This window comes from Delftia sp. ASV31 (assembly GCF_016428765.1).
GTDB lineage: Bacteria > Pseudomonadota > Gammaproteobacteria > Burkholderiales > Burkholderiaceae_C > Comamonas > Comamonas acidovorans.
This window is the reverse complement of the sequence record NZ_JAELTK010000092.1, coordinates 1-21,693: the sequence shown is the minus strand read 5'-3', so window position 1 is coordinate 21,693 and position 21,693 is coordinate 1. Positions and strand designations below refer to the sequence as shown.

Sequence of the window (21,693 nt, the reverse complement as noted above, 5' to 3'; positions counted from 1 at the left end):
CCCCCCCCCCCCCCCCCCCCCCCCCCCCCCCCCCCCCCCCCCCCCCCCCCCCCCTTTTAGATGTGTATAAGAGACAGTTATCTCGGCAAAGACGATTTCACCTCGCTTGCACCTCCTCCAATAGGTAGCCATATCGTTCTGGAAGAAGATGAAATTTGTGCCGACGATGAAAATTCCTCAATCAGGGTCTATCGATTGAATTACGGAGGCTGGGGCTACGAGATGGATGTTTTCAGGCAAGACAAGAGCTGCGATTTGACCATGCGTGGCGAACTGCCTGGAGATTTCGGCAAGAATCCGCACGGCATCAAATTTCATCTGTTTGAAGTCATGTGATTTTTGTCCCGACCATGCACACCATCCCTGAACTCGCCAGCCACCAATCCTGGCAATCCACCCTACCCTCCCGCCGCGCAGAGATTGCCCAAGCCATTCTGGAGGGGCTGCCGCGCGGCTTCGAGTTCGCCAAACCATTCGTCTCTACAGAGCCTGCTGAGGGCGCAGCATGGGAGGTTCCCTGCTTTTACGATGCGCAGCATGAGTCAACGCTGACCCTGGTCCTGGGCGGCGATTTCACCTACGGGGCAACGGCGCAGCGGTTGGATAAGCTGCGCGATTCGATCCCTGCGGAGGACTGGTCCTTGATTGCGCCGGTGATCCATGCAGCGCAGGAGGCGGGTCCCGTGCATGTGCCCGCATTTCTGATGGGCCGCTTTCCCACGTTCGAGTGGGTGATTGAAGAGCATGTGGAGCTGTGCGATGGGCTGGAGCGGCCTGATTTCTCCAGCGAGGACGGGCCGTTTCCCGCCTATGTCACGCAAGAGGAAGCGCAGCGCTTTTTGGCCGCCACGGGCTATCGCCTGCCTTGGGACCATGAGTGGGAGTACGTTGCGAAGGCAGGCACGGAGCGGCTGTATGTGTGCGGGGACGCGGTTCCCCAGCGCGATCTGTCCGGGGATGTGTGCCTGACGCAGTTTGGCGATGGTCGGCTCAACCGCGCGGCCGCCAATCCCTGGGGAATGGTGGCGTTGGCCGTGGCCACGTTCACCCGGCTGCAGGCCAGCCCGCACGAGTGGCGCATCCGTGGTGGTGCGGCGGCGTTCTATCCGTTTCAGCATCGCATGCAGCAGGCCATGCTGCTGACGGAGCTTCAGCTGCCGCTGGCCAACATGCCCGGGCAGATGGCGGGTCTGCGTCTGTGCCTCGATGTGCCAGCCATATAAGGGCATATAGGGCCATATGGGGTCAATCCGTGCACAGCCGTTGTTGTGGCGCTCCTGGCACAGCAATGTTCTGGTGGCGTCATTTTTCGGCTTTAGGATGGCGGGCCATGCGCAATTCCCACCCCCTTTGGACGGCAGCAGCCCTGGGCCTGGCAGCGGCCCTAGGTAGCGGCCCGGCTTACGCGGCTCGCCCCATGATCACGGACGATGCCCGCATCGTCGATGCCAAGTCCTGCCAGCTGGAAAGCTGGGTCAAGTCCAAAAAGGACAGCACGGAGTTCTGGGCGCAGCCGGCCTGCAATTTCACGGGCAATCTGGAGCTGACGCTGGGCGCGGCACGCACGCGAGAGGACGGCAGCAGCCGGACCACGGATGTGGTGATCCAGGGCAAGACCCTGTTCAAGGAACTGCAGCCCAATGGCTGGGGCTGGGGCCTGGCCGTGGGCAATGCCCGGCATCCGAATGACGAGGGCCAGGGCCGGGGAGATTTGTACGCCTATGTGCCCGTCACGTTCTCGCTGCGCGATGACCGGCTGTTCTTCCACACCAACGTGGGCTGGCTGCGCACGGCGCAGACGCATCGCAACCTCATGACCTGGGGCCTGGCCACCGAGGCCCAATTGAGCCAGAGCACTTGGCTGATTGCCGAGACATTCGGCCAGAACCAGGGCAAGCCCTTCTACCAGATGGGCCTGCGCTACTGGCTGGTGCCTGGACATGTGCAGATCGATGCCACCTACGGCAATCGCGCAGGCAGCAGCACGCAGGAGCGGTGGTTTTCCATCGGCCTGCGGCTGCTGTCTTCTCCGTTCCTGCCTTGAGTCCTTTCCAGCTTGCGCCCTGCCCCCGGCCCGCTCACAGCGCACCGAACCGCCTGAGCACCATGAAGGCCGCCATGGCCAGCACGCCCAGCATCACAGAGAGCTGATTGGCGCAGGCCAGATTGCCGTCCAGCACGTTGTTGTAGATGGCCAGTGACAGGGTTTCCGTCCGGCCGATGATGTTGCCGCCCAGCATGAGCGACAGGCCGACCTCGCCCAACGCACGGCCCCCCGACAGGATCAGGCCGGCCGCAATGCCGCGCCGGGCCAGCGGCAGCTCGATGCGCCAGAACACCGACCAGGGGCGGTGCCCCAGCATGGCCGCCGCCTCCAGCAGGCGTGGCGAAGTGCCTGCAAAGGCGGCCTGCGTGGGCTTGACCATGAGCGGCAACCCGGCAATGAAGGCCGCAATGACCAGGCCCGTTTGCGAAAACACGATGTCGGGCCGCAGCACGGCCGGCAGCATCTGGATCACAAGCCCTTGCCGGCCCAGCAGCACCAGCAGGCCATAACCCAGCACGATGGGCGGAAACACCAGCGGCAGGCTGACCAGTGCATCGACCAGCTGGCGCCCCGCAAACCGGCGCCGCGCCAGCAGCCAGCCCAGGCCTGCACCCACCAGCAATTGCAGCATCAGGCTCCAGCCAATGACATGCGCAGTCAGGGCCAGCGGCGCCTGGGCGCAAACGGAGGCAGTCATGGACTGTCAGTTGCCAGCAGGGATTGGGTGGCCCATCAAAGGCCGTGCCGCTCCAGCACCTGGCGGGCCTGCGGCGTGGCGATGAAGTCCAGCAGCGCCTGCAGTTGCGGCGATGAGGCGCGGCCCTTGAGCACGGCCAGGCTCAGTTCAATGGGCGGATGGCAGCTGGCCGCCACCGGCACGCTGGCGCCCACGCGGTCTTTGAGGGCCAGGGCCTCGGTCTTGTTGACAAAGCCTGCGTCTACCTCGCCGGTGGTCACATAGGCGCTGACCTGGGGCACCGTGGCCACTTCGACCAGGCGTTCGCCCAGCGTCTGCGCCAGGCCCAGGCGCTCCAGGCAGATGCGCGCCGCGTTTCCATATACGGCCTTGCTGCGGTCGGCGATGGCAATGCGCTTGAATTCGGGCCTGGCCAGGTCCTGCACGCTTTCCAGGCGCTGGCCGCGCGCTGCCACCAGCACCAGCTGGCCCTGGCCCAGCGTGATGTAGCGCTCGGCCAGTTGCATGGGCTCGACAAAGGCGCGGTCGCCAATCAGCACGGCGATCTCGGGGTTCTGGCGGGCCTGGGTCTCGATCTGCTTCATGTTGCCAAAGCTGGCCTCGGCGCGAATGCCCGTGGCCTGGCTGAAGGCCTGCAGCAGTTCCAGCACGGGCTTGCGGTAGCCGGCGCCAGCGGCCAGCAGCAGGCCTTCATCGGCATGGGCCAGGCTGGCCGAGCCAGCCAACAACAGCGCCAGGAGCGGCGCCAGGCCGCGGGACAGAATGCGTTTGAACATGGATTTCCTCCTCTAGAACGCGGCGTTGAAGCCCACGCTCCTCTCTTTACGAAATATTTAATCGTATACGACGAATCCCGCACCCACCCATGTGTTCCTACTGCAGCGCCCATAAAAAAGCCTCCATGCATGAGGCATGGAGGCCGGCAGGCATGGCTGCCTGCGTCTCAGGCCAAGGTGTCTGGCCGCAGCGCTTACTTGTTGGGCTTGGCCGCAGGGCCGGCAGCGATGGGCGCCACACCTTCGGGCTTGACGTAGGTGACCGAGGTCACGTAGTGCACACCGTCGTATTTTTCTGCGCCGTTTGGGCCGGTGCGCTCGCCGCCGCTGCGCTCGTCGTGCGTGGCTTCGGCCACGTAGGTGCCCTTCCAGGGCATGTCGAACTGCACCAGGCCCTGCTCGTCGGCATGGGCTTCCTTGCTCCAGCCCGATTGCACGGTCAGCACGACCTTGGCCTTGGGCAGGGGCTGGCCCTTGTAGATGACCTTGAACTCGCCGGCCTTGCCCGAGGGCACCACATCCAGCGTGAGGCGCGGGGCCTGGGCGGCAAAGCCGGTGATCAGGCGCGCAGCCGGGTGGTACCAGTTGCGCAGTTCCTGCTCGCCCTTCTTGCTGGTGTACAGCGGATACCCGGCATCCTCGGCCACGATGCTGTCGCCCTGGCCGGCCTTGAAGGGCAGCGCAAAGCCGGTGCCGGTCTTGCGGCCATCGGCCGCCTTCTCGCCCTGGGCAGACACCAGGGTGGCCACGGGCTTGCCGAATTTGTCGAGCAGGCCCGGCGATGTCTCGCGCAGGTTGTCGCCAAACTCGCCAAAGCGGATCACGGCGGTTTCGCCGGCCGGCTGTTCCAGCCAGATCTGGTGGGCCTGGCTGGCGCCGCTGGCGGCCAGGAGTGCGGAGACAAGAATCCAGTGTTTCTTCATTGCAGCTTCCTCAAAGGACAAAAAAACAGCCATCGGCGCCATAACGGGCCGACGGCATGAACGTGCTTGGGGAGTGGGGTGCGGCCGCATGGCGCCGCATTGGTTATTGAATGCGAATGGTTTGCATTCTATGCGCATTGCACACCGCCCCGGCGCAGTTCACCAGGTGGCTGCAATGGGGTCCGGCCCAGCGCTCAGGCGGCATCCTCGATGCGCACCGGCTCGCCCGTGAAGGCCAGCGCCTCGGCAGCCTGCTCCCAAGGGCTCCGGTCAGCCGCCCAGGCCGGGCGCAGCACAAAGCCCTCGCCTTCCGCATGCGTGGTGCTGGCCGCGGGCGGCAGCGGCAGGCCCATGCGCTCATGCGCCTGGGCCACCAGGGTGCGGGCGTAGATTTCCGCAGCCATGCTGCGCAGGCGCGGCTTGTAGACCTTGCCCACGTTGGTGGTGGGCAGCGCATCGATGATGCGCACATAGCGCGGGCGCGCGGGCGCTTCGTCCACGCCGGCTGCGGCAAAGGCCAGCAGTTCGGTCTCATCGGCCTGGGCGCTGGGCTGGAGCGCGACAAAGGCCACAGGCACCTCGCCCGCATAGGCATCGGGCGCGCCCACGGCGGCGCAGGCCTTGACGGCGGGATGGCGCTCCAGCGCCTGCTCTATCACCTGCGGATCGATGTTGTGGCCGCTGCGGATGATCACGTCCTTGGAACGCCCGCGCAGCCGCAGCAGGCCATCGTCGCCGACCGAGCCCAGGTCGCCCGTGATCAGCCAGCCGTCATCGGTGAGGTAGCTGGACGGCGCAATGCCGCCCAGGTAGCCGGAAAACAGGTTGGGCGACTGGAACACCACCATGCCGGTTTCGCCGGGCGCGGCTTCCTGGCCCGATGGCCTGCCGTCCGGCCCCATGCGGCGCACGGCCAGACGCGCAAACGGCAGGCGCAGGCCCACATGGCCCGCCGCCGCGTGCAGGCCGGGCGGCGTGATGGTGGAGATGCCCGTCATCTCGGTCATGCCCAGGCTCTCGTGCACATGGAAGCCGCTGTGCGCCTTGAAGCGCGCCGCCACCTCGGGCGACAGCGGCGCGGCACCTGTGCGGAAGTAGCGGATGGAGGACACATCGGCCCCCTGCAGCGGCACCTCCACCAGCGCGGCCAGCACCGTGGGCACGGCCGACATCAGCGTGGGCTTCCACTGTGCCGCCATGCGCCAGAAGCCGGCAATCACGGCCTTGTTGCGAAACAGACCGGTGGTCGGAATGATGACGTGGGCTCCGGCCGAAAAGCAGGCCAGCGAGCCCGGCAGCACGCCCGCCACATGGAACAGCGGGTAGCCGTTGATGGTGCGGTCGGCCGTGTTCAGGCCCTGCATCTGCACGCTGGCCCAGGCGGTGTAGACCTGGGCGCCATGCGTTTGCACGGCAATCTTGGGCGCACCCGTGGTGCCCCCGGTATGGAAGTAGGCCGCCACGTCGCCGGCCTGGGGCTGGCGCCCGCTCACCAGCCGGTCGGAGGGCTGGGCGGCCAGGGCGGCATGCAGATCGCTGGCGGGCCAGCGCTGTCCATCCCCCTGGAGAGCCCGGCCTTCGTGCGAGACCCAGAGCACATGCGCCAGGTCCGCATCCAGCGACGCCACCTTGTCCCGGATGCCGGCATCGTCCTCGTCCGCCCAGGCGATCAGAAAGCGCGCGCCCGTGGTCCGCATCAGGGCAGAGATCTTCTCGGCACTCAGCAGCGGATTGATGGGCTGCACAATGCCCGCCGCCTCACCGCCCCACAGCGCAAAGTGGTACTCCATGCAGCCGGGCAGCAGGATGGCCACCGTGTCGCTGGCGCCCATGCCCAGCGCATGCAGGGCGTTGGCCGTCTGGTGGATATTGCCCAGCAGTTCGGCATAGCTCAGATGCCGGGCATCATCCACGCTGCCGGCCTGGGGCAGAAAGCTCAGCGCCCTGCCCTGGCCGTGCTCACGCGCGGAGTTGCAAAAGAGGTCGTAGACCGTTTGCGCCGTGATCAGCCCGGCCATGGGCTGGCTTTCGATGGCCTCCACATCGGCCAGGGAACGCACGGCCCGCAGGGGCCGGAACATGGATTGCGCAGGGATAGGACTCATGGCCATGGATTCACTCCGCGCCCAGGCCGTTGGTGCGCACCACCTCGCCCCAGCGCGTGTAGTCGCTGCGGATCAGGGCCTCGGTGTCCTGGGGGTTGAGGTAGGCGGCCGTCACGCCGATCTTCTCGAAACGGTCGCGCACCTCGTCGGTGGCCAGCAACTGGCGCGAGGTGGCGCTGAGCTTGTCGATGATGGCGCGCGGCGTGTCCCTGGGTGCCACCAAGCCGCCCCAGGACGATGCCTCATAGCCGCCAAAGCCCTGCTCGGCCATGGTCTGCACGCCGTCCAGCGCCTTCACGCGCTGCGGCGTGCCCACCGCCAACGCCCTCAGCCGGCCACTGCGGATATGGGGCAGCGCAGACACCATGTCCGCATAGATCACCGGCACCACGCCACCCAGCGTGTCGTTCATGGCGGGCGCACTGCCCTTGTAGGCCACGTGCTGCATGGTGTGCAGCTTGGCGGATTTCATCAGTTCCATGCTCAGGTGGCCCGAGCTGCCCGCCCCGGAGCTGGTGTAGTCCAGCGTGGCGGGCTGCGCCTTGGCGTACTGGAACAGCGATTTGAGGTCCGTCACCTTGGGCAGCGACTGCGCATTGACCGCAATCACATTGGGCAGGTCATAGATCTTGGTGACCGGGGCGAAATCCGTGGCCGGGTGGAACTTGACGTTCTTGAAGAAATGCGGCGCCATGATGGTGGGCGTGACCATCATCATCAGCGTGTAGCCGTCAGGCGCTGCTGTGCGGAACTGGCCTGCCGCCACCGCGCCCGATGCGCCGGGCTTGTTCTCTATCACCACGGGCTGGCCCAGCTGGCGCGCCAGCGCCTCGGCGTAGACGCGCGCCGCGCCATCGGTGGGTCCGCCCGGCGGGAAGGGAACGACCAGGCGAATCGGCCTGTCGGGCCAGGCGCCGGTATCGGTATTGGCCTGCGCCGCGCTGCACAGCGATGCGAACGCAGCCACGCCGATGGCGCCCAGCGCCATGCCCTTGGCCAACGCCTGTCTTTTTGTGATGCCTGCCATCTTGTCTCCTTGAATGTTTATGTGTTCTGGCTGGCCCATTCTGCCCAGCGCACCCTCTTTGACAATGGCGGCGGCGGTTGACATCATGTCAAACAATATTGACACCCCCTTGGACCGCAACGCATGGATCTCCTGGCATTCAACATCCTTGTCCAGATCATCGAACACGGAAACCTGAGCCAGGCGGCAAAGTTCTTGAACATGTCGCGGGCCAACGTGAGCTACCACCTGGCCCGGCTGGAGAAGTCCCTGGGCGCGTCGCTGCTGCGCAGAACGCCCCAGGGCGTGGAGGCCACCGAGGTCGGCCAGCGCATCTATCGCCATGCGCGCAACATCCTCAACGAGACCGAGCTGGTGCGCGAGCTGGCCCAAAGCAGCACGGACGACATCTCGGGAAAGATCGGGCTGAGCGTGCCCACCGGCTACGGCCACCTGGTCATGGCGCCGTGGCTGATCGAGTTCAAGCGCGCCCATCCGCAGGTGGTGCTGGACATCCGCCTGGAAAACTTCATCGACAACCTGCTCAAGGACAGCGTGGACATCGCCATCCGCGTCATGTCCGACCCGCCGCCCATGCTGGTGGCCCGCGACATGGGGCCGGTGCGCTACAGCCTGTGCGCATCCAGCGACTGGCTGCGCAGCCACCGCCTGCCGGAGACCCCGTCCGAGCTGTCGCGCACGCCGCTCATCACATCGGGCGGCGAAAGCGGCAAGGTGCGCCTGCAGATTGCGCGGAACGGCCAGCCGCTGGAGGAGCTGGACATCACGCCCACGCTGATGTCGCGCAGCTACCCTTTCCTGTGCGACTGCATCACCGGCGGCCTGGGCGTGGGGCTGGTGCCCGACTACATGGTGCGCCGCCAGGTGGAAGATGGCCGCGTCGTGCTGGCCATGCAGGACTATGAGTTCAGCATCAACCAGGGCCGCATGTTCATGCTGTACATGCCCAACCGCTTCCAGTCCGGCGCCGCCCGGGCCTTGATCGACTTTCTGAGCGACAGGATGGGCCTTGCGCGCATCATCCGGCCGGGAGACTTGCCCGACACGGCGCAGGCCTTGCGACCGCCGGAATGACGCGGGAACAAAGTTTGTAGACGACTGGTCGGTTTTTGCGTTAGACTTCGATCCCATGAAGAAACCCGCACAGGAAACACGCCAGCACATCCTTGATGTGGCCAAGGCGTTGATGACCCAGAAAGGCTATACGGCCGTCGGCCTGGCCGAGGTCGTCGCGGCTGCGGGCGTGCCCAAGGGCTCCTTCTACTACTACTTCAAGTCCAAGGAAGAGTTCGGCCAGGCCCTGCTGCAGGAGTACTTCGACGAGTACCTGGCCAAGATCGATGCGCTCATGGAGACGCCCGATCCGGCCATCTCCCGGCTGATGACCTACTTCCGCCATTGGACGCAGAACCAGTGCTCGGCCCATGCAGGAGGCCAGTGCCTCGTGGTCAAGCTGGGCCCCGAGGTCTGCGACCTGTCCGACGACATGCGCTCGGTGCTGCGCACCGGCACCGACGCCATCATCACCCGGCTGACCGACTGCGTGCGCGCCGGCCAGGCCGATGGCTCCATCACATCCGACCTGGATGCGCCTGCGCTGGCCGAATCGCTGTACCAGCTGTGGCTGGGCGCCTCCCTGCTGTCCAAGCTGGGCCGGCATGAGGAGCCATTTGCCGCAGCCCTTGTGTCCACGAAGCGACTGCTGGGCTGAGCAGGCCTGGCCGCCGCTTTTTATTTGCCTTGTTTGTAGACGACTGGTCAACTTCAAACCCTTCACCCTTTACCCATCCCTCTTCCTTTTTGTTCAACCACTACCACTGCACACCATGACCGACCACAGCCTTCACACCGATCTGTTCTCCCCCACCCAACTGGGCGGCCTGTCGCTCGCCAACCGCTTCGTCATGGCCCCGCTGACCCGCAGCCGCGCCGGTGACGACGGCGTGCCCACCGAACTGCACGCCGCCTACTACGCCCAGCGCGCCAGCGCGGGCCTGTTGATCAGCGAAGCCGTCAACATCTCCGCACAGGGCCGGGGCTACAACCTCACGCCCGGCATCTGGACCGAGCAACAGGTCGCCGGCTGGAAGAAGGTCACCGACGCCGTGCACGCGGCCGGCGGCAAGATCGTGGCCCAGCTGTGGCACGTGGGCCGCTACTCGCACGTGGACCTGCAGCCCGGTGGCGTGGCCCCTGTCGCCCCCTCTGCCATCAAGGCCGAAGGCGTCACCTTCACGCCCAACGGCGTGGCCGAGGTATCCATGCCCCGCGCCCTGGAAACCAGCGAAATCCCCGGCATCGTCGAGCAATACCGCCATGCGGCCGAATGCGCCAAGCGTGCAGGTTTTGACGGCGTGGAAGTGCATTCGGCCAACGGCTACCTGCTCGACCAGTTCCTGCGCGACTCCACCAACCACCGCAGCGACGCCTATGGCGGCAGCATCGAAAACCGCGCCCGCCTGACGCTGGAAGTCACCGACACCGTGGCCAAGGTCTGGGGCGCGGACCGCGTGGGCATCCGCCTGTCGCCCGTCACGCCCAACGCCGGCAACACGCCGCTGGACAGCGATGTGATGTCCCTCTACGGCTACCTGATCCCCCAGCTCAACCGCTTCGGCCTAGCCTATCTGCACGTCGTGGAAGGCGCCACCGGCGGCTCGCGCGAACTGCCGCCCGGCGTGGACCTGGACGCGCTGCGCAAGCTCTTTGACGGCGCCTACATGGGCAACAACGGCTATGACCTGGAACTGGCCATGGACCGCCGCGCCAAGGGCCTGATCGACACCGTGGCCATCGGCCGCCCCTTCATCGCCAACCCCGACCTGGTGGCACGCCTGCGCCACGGCAAGGAACTGGCCGTGGCCCCGCACGAGGCCTACTACGGCGGCGGCGCAAAGGGCTACATCGACTGGCCTGTGGCAGCCTGAGCACAGGACTGGCGCCCCGCGATCTGCGGCACACTGGCTGACCTGCGTCCCCATCGAATGACCAATCGAAAGACCAAGCCATGCAACTGCTGATCGTGGGCGCCACGGGGCTGGTGGGCAGCCAGGTGCTGCAACAGGCCCTGGCCGACAGCCGCATCACCCGCGTCGTGGCCCCGGTACGCCGGGCGCTGCCGGAGCGCCCCAGGCTGCTCGCCCCCATCGTCGATTTCGAGCACCTGCCCGAAGACGCCGACTGGTGGCGGGCCGATGCCCTGGTCTGCACCCTGGGCACCACCATCAAGACAGCCGGCAGCCAGCCGGCGTTTCGGCGTGTGGACCATGACTATGCGCTGCTGGCCGCACAGCTGGCGCGGCGCCATGGCACAGCCACCTATGTGCTGAACTCGGCCATGGGCGCCGACGCCGGCTCGCGCATCTTCTACAACCGCGTCAAGGGTGAGCTCGAGCGCGACCTGCAGGCGCAAGGCTTTGCCTCCCTCACCTTCGTGCGCCCCGGCCTGATCAGCGGCCCGCGCACCGAGCACCGCGCGGGTGAGCGCTTCATGGTCGGCGTTCTTGGCGCCCTGGGCCCGCTGCTGCCCCGGCGCTGGCGGCTCAACCCCGCGCACCGCATTGCCCAGGCTTTGATAGAGGCTGCTGTCAACGCCAGACCCGGCGTCCATATCGTGGGCTCCGAGGCACTGGCCGAATGAACACCATGCACAGTCAAGAATCTCTCAGAAAGCTCGCATGAACCCGCACATCGCCCCCGTCGATCTCGCCAAGTCCTACCGGCTGATCAACCACGGCCCCACCGTCCTGGTCTCGGCCCGCCATGGCGGCGTGGACAACGTCATGGCCGCAGCCTGGTGCTGCGCGCTGGACTTTGCGCCCCCGAAGCTCACCGTGGTGCTGGACAAGGCCACGGCCACGCGCGCCCTGGTCGAGCACAGCGGCATGTTCGTGATCCAGGTGCCCACGGCCGCCCAGTTGCAGCTCACGCACCAGGTTGGCACGCGCACCCTTTCCACCGATGCCGGCAAACTCGCCATCAGCGGCGTTCAGCTGTTCGGCATGGAAGGGTTCGACCTGCCCTTCGTGGACGGCTGCGCCGGCTGGCTGGCCTGCCGACTCATCCCCGAGCCCCACAACCAGCAGGCCTACGACCTGTTCATCGGCGAGATCGTGGGCGCCTGGTCCGACACCCGCGTGTTCAGCGACGGCCACTGGCACTTCGAGGACGCCGACCCCGCGCTGCGCAGCCTGCACTACGTGGCGGGTGGGCAGTTCTATGCGATTGGGCAGGCGTTGAACGTGCAGGACGGATCGCCCTGAAACTCGCCAGTGGCGGCATGGCTGTATTGCACAATCCAGCCATGCTCTCGGCCACTGCCTCTTCCCTTGCCTCTTCGCGCGCAGTCCCCACGCGCGAAACCTATTCCGAACTGCAGCAGGCCTACGAGCACTTCAACCAGCGCCTGTTCGACGATGCCCTGCCCCATTGCCTGATCACGCTGCAGCGCGAAAAGCGCACCTGCGGTTACTTCTCTGCGGCGCGCTTTGCGTCGCTGGATGGCAGCACCACGGACGAGATTGCGCTCAACCCCGCCTACTTCGCAGCCGTGCCCATCATCGAGACGCTGCAGACCCTGGTGCATGAGATGACGCACCTGTGGCAGCACCACTTCGGCAAGCCGGGCCGCGCGCGGTATCACAACGAGGAATGGGCGGACAAGCTGGAATCTTTGGGCCTCATGCCCTCGTCCACGGGCCGGCCCGGCGGGCGGCGCACGGGCGACATGATGGCCGACTACGCCATTGCGGACGGCCCCTTCCTCGCGGCCTGCGAGCAGTTGCTGACCACGCGCTTCCAACTGAGCTGGTACGACCGCTTCCCGGCCATCGAGCATGTGGTCACGGGCCAGTGGAGCATGGCCACGCAGATCCAGGGCATGCAGGGCACGCAGCCGCCCATGTCCTCCGTGCCCGCCCTGGCCGAAGCCGTGCGGCCCGTGGGCACCTCGGTGGCTGTGCCGGGCTCCACCACCGGCGAGACCACCGTGCAGCCCGTCAACAAGTCCCTTCGCGTCAAGTACCGCTGCGGCGGCTGCGCCGCGCCCGTCAATGTCTGGGGCAAGCCTGGGCTGAACCTGATCTGCGGCGATTGCGGCAAAGGCTTCATGGCCCAGGATTGAACGCCCGGCAAGCCAGAGCGCTGCACCTGCCCTGCCCCACCGCCCGGCACAAGCGCCTGAGCGAACTCAATGCAGCAGCGTGGCCACCAAGGTCACCTCGGGCACGCCTGCCAGCGCCTTGGACAGCGGGCACTGGGACTTGGCCTCCTGGACGATTTTCTGGAACTGCGCATCGTCGATACCGGGCACCTTGGCCTGCAGCGTGAGGGCAATGCGGTCGATCTTGAAGCCCTCGCCATCCTTGGCAAGCCGGACCTTGGCCGTGGTGTCCAGCATCTCGGTGGCGATGCCCGCCTTCTCGCAGGCAAAGGCAAAGGCCATCGTGAAACACGCCGCATGCGCGGCGCCCACGATCTCCTCGGGATTCGTTCCCTTGCGGTCATCCCCGAAGCGGCTGCCGAACCCGTAGGGATGGTCCTTGAGCGCGCCGGTCTCCGTGCTGATGCGGCCCTGGCCGGTCTTGCCTGCACCTTCCCAATGGACGGAAGCGGTTTTCTCGGACATGTGTTTCTCCTGTGCGTTGGTTGGACAAGCCGCCATCACAGCACAGGCGCCACAGGGCAAGGCGTGGTCCCCGGGCGCGCGCGCCCCTGAGAGCACGTCCTACACCGAAGCAATCGGGGGCGGTGGTTCCTGTAGCAGGCTGCCCGCACGCCCCACCGTTACTGCTGGAATGCCCCCTTGGGCTTGACCAACTGCCGGAGATTCTTGAGTTTTCGCGGAGCGCGCTCAGTCCACATAATCTCCGCACCGTCCGCCAGCTCTTCGTAAATGGGCAGGACCTCGGTAATACCCAGCAACTCCCATTGGACAGGCACGCCATCCGGGCCACCCTTGTAGGGCTTCGCATTTTCACCGGCGAACGCCAAGCCTTTTTCATAGGCCTCGTCCAATGTGCTGGCGCGCACAAGCACCGTGTTCTCCCAAGACACAAAGCGGTCTTGTTCGTCGTCCCGACGCTCATCGTTCAGCTCCACGAATCGAAGCAGGTAGGACACCACATACCAGCCGACGGGGGAAAGGTTCTTGTCGTGTTTCATGATGACAGCGAGTTATGGGCATAAATCTACGGCCTGTGCTGCGCAGGCGACCATCGATCATAGGCACCGCCAACGGCAAAGCTCACCCCACAAACACCTGCCGCGTATCCGTTCGCCCCACGATCACCGCAGCCAGCACCGCCGCCCCGGCCGCAACCCAAAAATTCGCCAGATAGGCCGCCTGGGCCGAAGTCTCCAGCAAGGCCGCGAACAGCGATCCGCCAATGGCCAGGGTGGCCGCCACGGCAATGGCCTCGCACAGCTGCAGGGCCGAGCTGTTGGCGCCCTGCTCGCCGGGTGCGGACATGGACAGCGTGAGCACCGACAGGCTTGCCGAGAGCAGGCCCATGCCCAGCCCCGACACGATCCAGCCCACCACCGCCACCCACACGGGCACGGCCGGCCAGGCCACCGATGCCGTCAGCAGCACGCCCGCCAGCACCGCGCTGGTGCCCACGCGAAGGAAGCGGTGACGGCTCCAGCCGTTGCGGCTGTGTCCCTGGTACCAGGAGGCGGAACACCAGCCCAGCGCACCCGCGCTCAGCACCAGCCCCGCCATGGGCGCTGACAGCCCGTGCTCGCGCGCCAGCACCAGCGGCAGGAACGCCTCGGCCCCGAAGAACGCTGCAAACACCAGCCCGCGCAAGGCGATCACGCTGGGCAGCCCGCGCCCGGCGCGCAGCGTGCCGGCCGGCAAGAGCTTCCAGGTGCAGACCAGCGACAAGGCCGCGGCCACCGCCACCGCCCCCAAGGCGCCCGCCGATTGCCTCTGCCCGCCCACATACAGAAGGCAGATGCCCGTGGCCGCGCCCAGGGCCCACAGCCCGCGCCGCACACCGCCCTGCATGCCCCGGCCATGGCCGCCCAGGCCCTGGAGCGCCGGGCGCAGCATCGCCCCGGCCGGCAAGGCCAGCAGGGGCACACCCAGGAACACCCAGCGCCAGCCCAGGTGCTCCACCACCAGGCCGCTCAACGCCGGCCCCACCAGCGCGGGCACCACCCAGGCCGTGGCAAACGCCGCAAAAATGCGCCGCCGCAGTGCCTCGGGATACCGCCGGCCCACCAGCACATACAGCGCCACCGACATGCCACCGGCCCCCAGCCCCTGAACCAGCCGCCCCGCCAGAAACACCGGCATGGAAGGCGCAAAGCCCGCCAGCAGCAACCCCGCCACAAAACACGCCATGCCAGACCACAGCGGCGCCGCCGGCCCGCGCGCGTCGCACCAGCCGCCCGCCACCGTCATGCCCACTACGCTGGTGGCCAGGGTCACGCCAAACGCAACCGCATACAGCGGCACACCATCGAGCGCGCGGGCCACGGCCGGCATGGCGGTGGCCACGGCCAGGGCCTCAAAGGCAATCAAGGCCACCAGCGAGACGATGCCGATCGTCGTCAGGCGGTAGGGGGAGGACAGGATGGACCAGCTCTCCGCGGTCGTCGGCCGGACCTGATCGTCCAGCGTGAGGGAATCTTGATGGGGCATGGATGCTTCTTGGTTGCAGGGTCTGCGCCGGCCATGGCGCAGTGCCATGGCGACGAGAAGCCTGGAGCATGCAACCTCAAGTGCAGTTGAGATCAAGGGGGCCCTGCCCCCAAGTACCTCTTACCGCTCGATCACACGCCAATACTGGCCAGAGGAGCGGTTGGTGGCCGGCAGCATGACGGCAATGCCATTGTCATTGGCCGTGTCCAGCACGATGGCATCCGACAGGAAGCGGTTGTAGAGATGGAACTGACCCGGCAGGTCACTGGGCGCACAGCGCCATTGCTGACCGCTGAAGCGTGGGGAGTCTCCCGCCGACGCCGTCATCTTCAGTTCAAGATGCGATTTCCCGGCCACGCTGGTGACATCGAGCGCCATGGTGCCCGGTCCGAACGCCGCATTCTGGACAAGCCAGTAGCCCTTGCCGGTGCGCATGAACCTCCATCTGTCGGCGCCCAGAATCATGGCCGGGACGGAAATCTGCAATGGCTTGACGTTGTACAGCCCCGGGGGCGACACAAGGCCCGTGCCCTGCAGCAGCGCTACCGCGTTGCGCCTTTCACTCCAGTACAGGTTCTGCAGCCCGACCCATTGGCGGTCCTTGAGCATGGGGCATTGGTCGTACAGGTAGTCGCCCGTCTCGTAGCGTCGAAAATCCGCATCGCTGAGCCGCTGGGCCGAGAGTGCGTGCGCCTCGGCGGAGATCCGTGCCAGTTCCCGCATGGCGGCCGTCATGGCGATCAAGGGCGCAGACGAGCCGCGCACCGGCCTCACCGGCAAGATGCGGCGAGCATTTGCCAGGTCGGAGGCCACGGCCCGCCAGCGCAATGCCAGGGTGCTGAATTCCGTTGCCATCGCCTGCGGCGCAGGCCCAAGGCGGACCACCGCGTTTGCCGGTGGCGGCTGCCTGGCATGGTGCGCGGCGGCCACGCGAAGCAGCGAGCCATGACTTTCCAGCTGCGCCACGACGGGTGCAGCCGCCGCAATGGCCGTATCCATCTCCGTCTCGACGGCTGCGACACCCGCATTCCATCGGGCCTCGTCCAGCGGCGCGTCGGGGGCCAGCGAAACGGCATCCAGCTGGTCGCACAGCTGCTGCAAACGCCCGACGGCCTGCCCCAGCTTTTGCACCGTATCGCCCAGCCCGTCGATACGGGCACGCAGCGTGCTCCAAGCGGCCGATGCCGCCTTCAGCGAAGGGAACGACGGCATGCTCTCCAGGCTCCTTACCAGCGTCATGCGGCCGCTGGCATCGTCCAGATCAAGCCCGGTCAGGAACGAGAACTCGGCGATCTCGGTCCATACCTGCCGTGCGACTGGCTCACGCGCGGGCTCGGCTTCGACGCGGCAGCTTGATGCCAGGGCGCCACCGCAGCACAGCGCCGTGGCAGCGGCGGGCAGCCACAGAAGCCGGGTCATCTGGCTGCAGTGCCGGCCATCAACAGGCGCAGGGCCCGAGGCGCTGCCGGCATCCGTCGGGGCTCCAGCACTTCGATCAGCCACGTCGTGAACGGCGTCGGGCAGACGTCTCCCAGATGCTGCGAGAACTCGATCTGGTCGCCGGCGTACGTGAAGTTGATCTTCAGGGGCGAGCAGAAAAGCCTCTCGTCCCCGTTGCCCGTGCTGTCGTGAAAGTCGCAGCCGGTCACCATGTCGATATTGATGCGCTGGGCCGAGGCATCGGCAAACTCCAGCCAGGCCTGCACCGACGAAAGGCGGACGCGGCGGTAGCTGGCCAGTGCCGGATGGCTGGTGGCAATGGACAGGCTGATGGGCTGCCCATGCGCCAGCTGCTGCAGCAGCGCGGCGTCAGTGACCCGCAATTCCCGCCGCAAATCCCCTTGGGTCCTCGCATTGGCGGCTTGCGCGCTGGCGTGGTCTGCCAGCAGGGTGGCGTGTGCATCTGCCATGGCAGCGGCCGTGCCCGGCATCGACAGACGGTGGCCGGGCTGCTTGCCGGTCTCGTAGGCCTGTGCCGCGCGGACCCCGAAGCAGTCCACGAAGAAGCCGCGGCGCGCACTTTCTGCCCTGAGGGTGATTTCCCCCTGCAACCGCGCGCTGCGCTCCAGCTCTGTCAGCGCCTGCTGCTCCAGCGCCTGCAGGCGCTTGCGCTTGCCGATCACCGCAACGTATTCCAGCTTGAGCGTGGCAAGCTCACGGGCAATGGCATTCTTGGATGCGCTTTGCTCTGCCAGCAGGCGGCCATAGACGGCCACCTTCTGCACCTGTGTCTTGAGGGTGTTGGCGGCGTTGCGCACGGCCGCCTCGGTGCCTTCCGTGGCAAGCACCAGATCCAGCCGGTTGACGGCATCGTTCTCCAGCACCGTCCAGGCGGCCTTGGCTTCATTGGCATCCGGCATGAGCGCAAGTGCACGCATGGTGTCGCCCAGCTCCCGGGAAATCCCCTCGACATCCAGCCCGCCCAGCGGCCCACGGATCACCGGCAGCACCGCATTCAATGCGCCCTTGGCGGGATCCACCAGATTCTTGAGCGTGCTGGAGTTATGCCTGGCCCATTGCAGTGGAATGGCAAACGACTGGCCCAGGGCCTTCAGCGCCTTGAGCGGGCCGTCTATGCTGCCGCCAAGCGTCTTGGCCTGGCCATACAAATCCTTCAGGCCGAGCACGCCTTTCTGACCGGTCTCGGTCAGCGCCTTCGGGTCGGGCGGCACGCCCACGCACAGGGCCGCCACGCTGCCCGCGACCGCAATGACGCCAAAGGCGATTTCCAGGCTCATCTTCACGGTGCGCACGATCTGGGCAACGTCGCTTTCAAGCTTGAGCCGCATGGCGGCAAGTTCCGCTTCAAGCTCCTCCTGGCGCACCGTGCGTGCGGCGCGGTCAAGGGCCTCGATCTGCTGAATCAGCCGCTGCTCCAGCTCGGTGCAACGTGCCTCCAGCGTCTTGAGGTCCAAGGTATCCCGGTCGGCAAACGCCTGCGCGACGCTGCCCACGGCACCTGCCAGCTCGCCGCTGGCGCGCAGGCTGCGCAGGTGGGCCTCCATGGCCGCCATCACCTCCTGCCGGGCCTTGGCCAGCGACAGATAGCTGCCGGCGCTCAGATCAGGAATCGGCCTGGCCAGCCCGTCAACGCCCATGACCGGCAGCAGACGCTGCAGCGAACCCGCCGCCTGGATCAACTCGCCAAACCCGGACTCGACCCCTGACCAGCGCGTGATCCATGCCAGCGCCTCATGGCACAACGCCAGCTCGGCCGCGCTGTGGCCGGGCCTGCCCGCCATGCCGGCGCTCAGGGCAAACAGCGCGGCCAGCACCCTGTGCATCGGCTCGCCATGCTCCAGCAGGCCGGGCGGCACGGGGGTGTGCTTCACCACAGCCCGGTTGCCCTGCCACAGGAAATTGCTGAACTGCGGCCGCGCCACCGTGTCCCAGGCCCCCTCCAGCGCATAAGGGGTGTCGCGCGTGGGGCCGCCGTACAGCGTGAACCGGCCCTCCACGGCTTCCACGAAAATGCGCACCCTGCTGAGCTCGTTGTCCTCGTCATGCAGCATGCGCAGCACCGTCGTGCCTTCGGAAACAATGCGGCGGGCAACCACCGTCAGCCGCCGCACCGCACCGTCAAGCCGCCTGTCGAACCCCTCGGGCACCACCACGGTATCGGCATGGATGTCCAGCGCCTGCAGGCCAGCCGCGTCGGCCTCGTCCAGCGACACCTTCAGGTCCACCACCAGATCGGCCACGATGCCGAAGGGATTGAAGCTGCCGTCCGGCGCGCGGCCACCGCTGCAGACCAGCGGCCCTGGCGGCACCAGGCCCTCGGCACGGTAGCGATCGATCAGGGTTCGCAATTCAATGGGAGTTATCGCGGCAGTGAGCGCGGCAGTGAGCGCGGGAGTCATTGCTGAAGTCATGGCGGGTGGTTCCAGGTAAGGCACTGCACCTGTGCAGCGGTTGGACAAAGGCCGGAGCAGATCGCTCAGGCTGCCTTCTTGCTGGCGAGTTCCACCAGTTGGTCCACGCTCTGCGCCTTCTTCGGCGTGCCGCCAAAACGGCGGAAATGGTCTGCCTGTCCGGCGACACGCGCCCAGCCCTTCTTTGCCGTGCCCAGCACCACCGTCAGGCTGAACCAGTTTTCCCCTTGCAGGGACTTGCGGCCGGTGGTGCTCAAGACCTTGTGTATGTTGCCCAGATCGGCAGAAATCGCGCGCCATGCCTCGCCCAGCGTCTTGAGCTTGGGACCCAGGTCTTCAATGCTCTTGCTGATGCTGTCAAAGCGATCATTGCTTCGGTTGTAGTAGCCGATGAATCGCTCGTTCGTGGCCATCGTGGCCTGGATGGTTCTCACCTCATCGACCTTCTCGGCAATCTTCCTGCGCGTGACCGCAAGGTCCGCACCCACACCGATATCCACCCCCGCCAGAATCAGCGGCCCGAAAAGCGGAATCGCCAGATAGGCCGGAGACGTGGACAGCACGATGACTTCATCCTTTTCCTTGCGGCGCAGGGCCTTCAAGTCGTTCTCCAGCTTCTCCACGGCGGCCTTCAGCTTCTGGTTGGCAGCACCCTCGGCGCCCAGATTGGTCGTGAACTTCTGCTTTTGTCCATTGAATGCGGTCTTGCAGGCATTCAGGCGCACCAGTATTCCGTTGCCGTTGTCAAGAATGGAGTTCTGCAGCGCGAAGGCACGCACCGAGCGCGCATTGGCGTCTTCAATCAACTGCTCCAGCGCGCTGCTGAAATTGCGCTTGATCTGCTCCGAACGCCCGCTGGGCGTATCGCTTTCCCAAACCTTGACCAGGGCCTTCCACTTTGCCTCCACCGCCGGCTCCGCCGATGGGGTGGGCACTCCCTCCAGATCGAAACGGTCCACCAGCTCGATCAACCGCTCATAGGTGGTTGCCGCCACATCGTTGTACTGAACGATATCGTCGGCAAGGGTCAGCATCTTGTCCTGCACATCGGCCTTGAACTTCTGGCCGACACCCTTGAGCGTGACGAACAGCTCCACCGCTTCGGAAAACTCCGGCCTGAAAGCATCCTGCTTCTGCATGCCCAGCATGGCGCGCATCAGCTCCGTGGTGGTCGGGTTGTCGGTGACTGCAGACTCGAAGAACGTCGTCAGCCCGATCCAGTCCTCTGAACTGAGAACGGAGATTCCCTTGTAGATATCGGCAGACGGTGTGAATGCATTCGTTGAGTTTGCTGGGTCGGACATGGCGAGGGCTCCTGATGGTGAAAGGCCGGATTCGGCCTCGAATCGGTGTGCAAACAAGCGGCGGCGTTGAAGAAATGACCGCACCGCAGTCATCGCCCGCCCTCCTTTTGCGCTCCAGTCGACCGGATGCTAGGTAGCCGCCATGGCCCTGTATGTCCCCCAAACAAGTGACACAAATTCATACAGCACTGGGGATAAGGACAGCAGCCGGACTGCTCTCTCACACCCAATGGCGCCTGTCCCCTGCGCGACCAATGGCAATGAGCACGCTCAATCCATTGCCCCAAATGACAAGACAAGGAATTTCACAGACCAGGCATACACCACCTGCTATGCAATCAATAGCGCATTGCACACATTCATCGCCAGCCAGAAGACATCATCAGTGTCAATTTCTCTTGATTTCACCGCACCCATGGGCACAGGAATTCGCCTCACCCATAAATGTTGCAAAATGTTCGGCAATTTGAACGATGGAGGAGCGGGAGTGGCAAGAAAACGAAAGACCAGCACGGCAGAAGATCTCATGGATCTGATCGCCATGCTGCCCTGGTGGGCCGGCATCGCATTGGCACTCGCCAGCTACATGGTGCTGCACTCCATTGCCATCCGTCCCCTGCCTGCAGCACAAAGCCCGCAGCAAATCGGCCAATTGGCCACCACGGCCGCAAGGCACTAGCTAGCTACTATGCTCAAATCCGCCCCGCCCAGCTTTGCTTGGCAATCGCGGCCATCTCTGCAGCACGCGAGCGCTGCCACAGCCAACTACTCTTAGTCTATAGCAAGGTATTCAAGTAAATGACAAGCGATTTTAGCCACACCGTCCTCATCGAATGGAAATCCGGAATAGAGATCGTCCGATTAAACCTTACCGGCGATCCCTATCGGTGCGGTCACAGAATTGAGACTATCGAACGTTGGCCAGAGCTAGAGAACGAATTGATTTACCAAGCTAGTGTGGATCAGCACGTAGTTCGGGATTCTGCGCATGAAATTAGGCTAACCTATGAAAAAGCGAACAATGAGAGTGCAGCAGAGCACAATGAAGCATGGGGACATTCATTACTACAAATCGATACGAAAAAACGCACTGCGAGAGCCAAATGGCTGGATGAAAAACCTGGTTGGTCCGGTCGTGGTCGAGCTATTTTAATTTCTGAGGCAATGCACGCGACGTTGGAATACGAGACCGTTGCGAGAATCAAGCGCCAGCAGAACTTTCGATATACCATGGAAATGGTTTATGGTGGGAAATGTGCACTGACTGGTGAGACCCTGTCTCTTATACACATCT

General features: G+C 65.3%; 21 protein-coding genes. 10 read left to right on the top strand and 11 right to left on the bottom strand.

Annotated features, from left to right (window positions below; genetic code table 11):
• The first annotated feature begins 350 nt into the window (after positions 1–350).
• Entirely contained in the window at positions 351–1,223 is an 873-nt protein-coding gene (locus JHD82_RS24550) for a hypothetical protein (RefSeq protein ID WP_199139293.1), read from the top strand.
• Between the two features lie 107 nt (positions 1,224–1,330).
• The gene (locus JHD82_RS24545; protein WP_199139291.1) at positions 1,331–2,044 is read left to right on the top strand and encodes a hypothetical protein; all 714 of its coding nucleotides are present in this window, start codon (positions 1,331–1,333) and stop codon (positions 2,042–2,044) included.
• A 34-nt stretch (positions 2,045–2,078) separates the two neighbouring features.
• Here the strand turns inward: JHD82_RS24545 and JHD82_RS24540 are convergent, their stop codons facing one another.
• From JHD82_RS24540 to JHD82_RS24520, 5 genes are all read right to left on the bottom strand, one after another.
• Complete coding sequence (locus tag JHD82_RS24540; RefSeq protein WP_199139289.1) at positions 2,079–2,744, bottom strand: molybdenum ABC transporter permease; 666 nt, start codon at positions 2,742–2,744, stop codon at positions 2,079–2,081.
• A 35-nt stretch (positions 2,745–2,779) separates the two neighbouring features.
• Complete coding sequence (modA, locus tag JHD82_RS24535) at positions 2,780–3,520, bottom strand: molybdate ABC transporter substrate-binding protein (protein WP_199139287.1); 741 nt, start codon at positions 3,518–3,520, stop codon at positions 2,780–2,782.
• A 194-nt stretch (positions 3,521–3,714) separates the two neighbouring features.
• The gene (locus JHD82_RS24530) at positions 3,715–4,443 is read right to left on the bottom strand and encodes a DUF4198 domain-containing protein (RefSeq protein WP_013802332.1); all 729 of its coding nucleotides are present in this window, start codon (positions 4,441–4,443) and stop codon (positions 3,715–3,717) included.
• A gap of 194 nt (positions 4,444–4,637) precedes the next feature.
• A complete protein-coding gene (locus tag JHD82_RS24525; protein ID WP_199139285.1) occupies positions 4,638–6,554 on the bottom strand; it encodes an AMP-binding protein in 1,917 nt (638 codons plus the stop codon).
• Positions 6,555–6,558: 4 nt separating this feature from the next.
• The gene (locus tag JHD82_RS24520) at positions 6,559–7,575 is read right to left on the bottom strand and encodes a tripartite tricarboxylate transporter substrate binding protein (RefSeq protein WP_192366823.1); all 1,017 of its coding nucleotides are present in this window, start codon (positions 7,573–7,575) and stop codon (positions 6,559–6,561) included.
• Between the two features lie 123 nt (positions 7,576–7,698).
• On the opposite strand from JHD82_RS24520, the gene JHD82_RS24515 reads away from it, so the two are divergent.
• From JHD82_RS24515 to JHD82_RS24490, 6 genes are all read left to right on the top strand, one after another.
• On the top strand, positions 7,699–8,649 hold the full coding sequence (locus tag JHD82_RS24515) for a LysR family transcriptional regulator (protein WP_013802329.1): 951 nt from the start codon (positions 7,699–7,701) through the stop codon (positions 8,647–8,649).
• 55 nt (positions 8,650–8,704) lie between these two features.
• A complete protein-coding gene (locus JHD82_RS24510; protein WP_012205713.1) occupies positions 8,705–9,286 on the top strand; it encodes a TetR/AcrR family transcriptional regulator in 582 nt (193 codons plus the stop codon).
• A 115-nt stretch (positions 9,287–9,401) separates the two neighbouring features.
• Entirely contained in the window at positions 9,402–10,502 is a 1,101-nt protein-coding gene (locus JHD82_RS24505; protein ID WP_199139283.1) for an alkene reductase, read from the top strand.
• Between the two features lie 80 nt (positions 10,503–10,582).
• On the top strand, positions 10,583–11,215 hold the full coding sequence (locus tag JHD82_RS24500) for an NAD-dependent dehydratase (RefSeq protein ID WP_199139281.1): 633 nt from the start codon (positions 10,583–10,585) through the stop codon (positions 11,213–11,215).
• A 37-nt stretch (positions 11,216–11,252) separates the two neighbouring features.
• Positions 11,253–11,837 (top strand): flavin reductase family protein, encoded by a 585-nt coding sequence (locus JHD82_RS24495; RefSeq protein WP_199139279.1) that lies wholly within the window; start codon positions 11,253–11,255, stop codon positions 11,835–11,837.
• A 41-nt stretch (positions 11,838–11,878) separates the two neighbouring features.
• On the top strand, positions 11,879–12,697 hold the full coding sequence (locus tag JHD82_RS24490; protein WP_199139277.1) for a SprT-like domain-containing protein: 819 nt from the start codon (positions 11,879–11,881) through the stop codon (positions 12,695–12,697).
• Between the two features lie 66 nt (positions 12,698–12,763).
• Here JHD82_RS24490 and JHD82_RS24485 read toward each other — a convergent pair whose 3' ends face one another.
• From JHD82_RS24485 to JHD82_RS24460, 6 genes are all read right to left on the bottom strand, one after another.
• Entirely contained in the window at positions 12,764–13,201 is a 438-nt protein-coding gene (locus tag JHD82_RS24485) for an OsmC family protein (RefSeq protein WP_199139276.1), read from the bottom strand.
• A 158-nt stretch (positions 13,202–13,359) separates the two neighbouring features.
• Complete coding sequence (locus JHD82_RS24480; protein WP_012205719.1) at positions 13,360–13,737, bottom strand: DUF4288 domain-containing protein; 378 nt, start codon at positions 13,735–13,737, stop codon at positions 13,360–13,362.
• Between the two features lie 82 nt (positions 13,738–13,819).
• On the bottom strand, positions 13,820–15,223 hold the full coding sequence (locus JHD82_RS24475) for an MFS transporter (RefSeq protein ID WP_199139274.1): 1,404 nt from the start codon (positions 15,221–15,223) through the stop codon (positions 13,820–13,822).
• A 120-nt stretch (positions 15,224–15,343) separates the two neighbouring features.
• Positions 15,344–16,642 (bottom strand): RICIN domain-containing protein, encoded by a 1,299-nt coding sequence (locus tag JHD82_RS24470; protein ID WP_199139272.1) that lies wholly within the window; start codon positions 16,640–16,642, stop codon positions 15,344–15,346.
• Positions 16,639–19,095 carry a hypothetical protein gene (locus tag JHD82_RS24465; protein ID WP_199139270.1) on the bottom strand — a complete coding sequence of 819 codons (2,457 nt, stop codon included), beginning with the start codon at positions 19,093–19,095 and terminating at the stop codon, positions 16,639–16,641. Before JHD82_RS24465 ends, JHD82_RS24470 begins: the two co-directional genes overlap by 4 nt.
• Positions 19,096–19,160: 65 nt before the next feature.
• Positions 19,161–20,399: an alpha-xenorhabdolysin family binary toxin subunit A gene (locus JHD82_RS24460; RefSeq protein WP_199139268.1), complete on the bottom strand. Its 1,239-nt coding sequence runs from the start codon at positions 20,397–20,399 to the stop codon at positions 19,161–19,163.
• A 229-nt stretch (positions 20,400–20,628) separates the two neighbouring features.
• On the opposite strand from JHD82_RS24460, the gene JHD82_RS24455 reads away from it, so the two are divergent.
• A complete protein-coding gene (locus JHD82_RS24455; RefSeq protein ID WP_233174880.1) occupies positions 20,629–21,078 on the top strand; it encodes a hypothetical protein in 450 nt (149 codons plus the stop codon).
• Positions 21,079–21,197: 119 nt separating this feature from the next.
• The coding region (locus JHD82_RS24450) for a hypothetical protein (RefSeq protein WP_199139260.1) at positions 21,198–21,693 on the top strand (496 nt) is incomplete at its 3' end.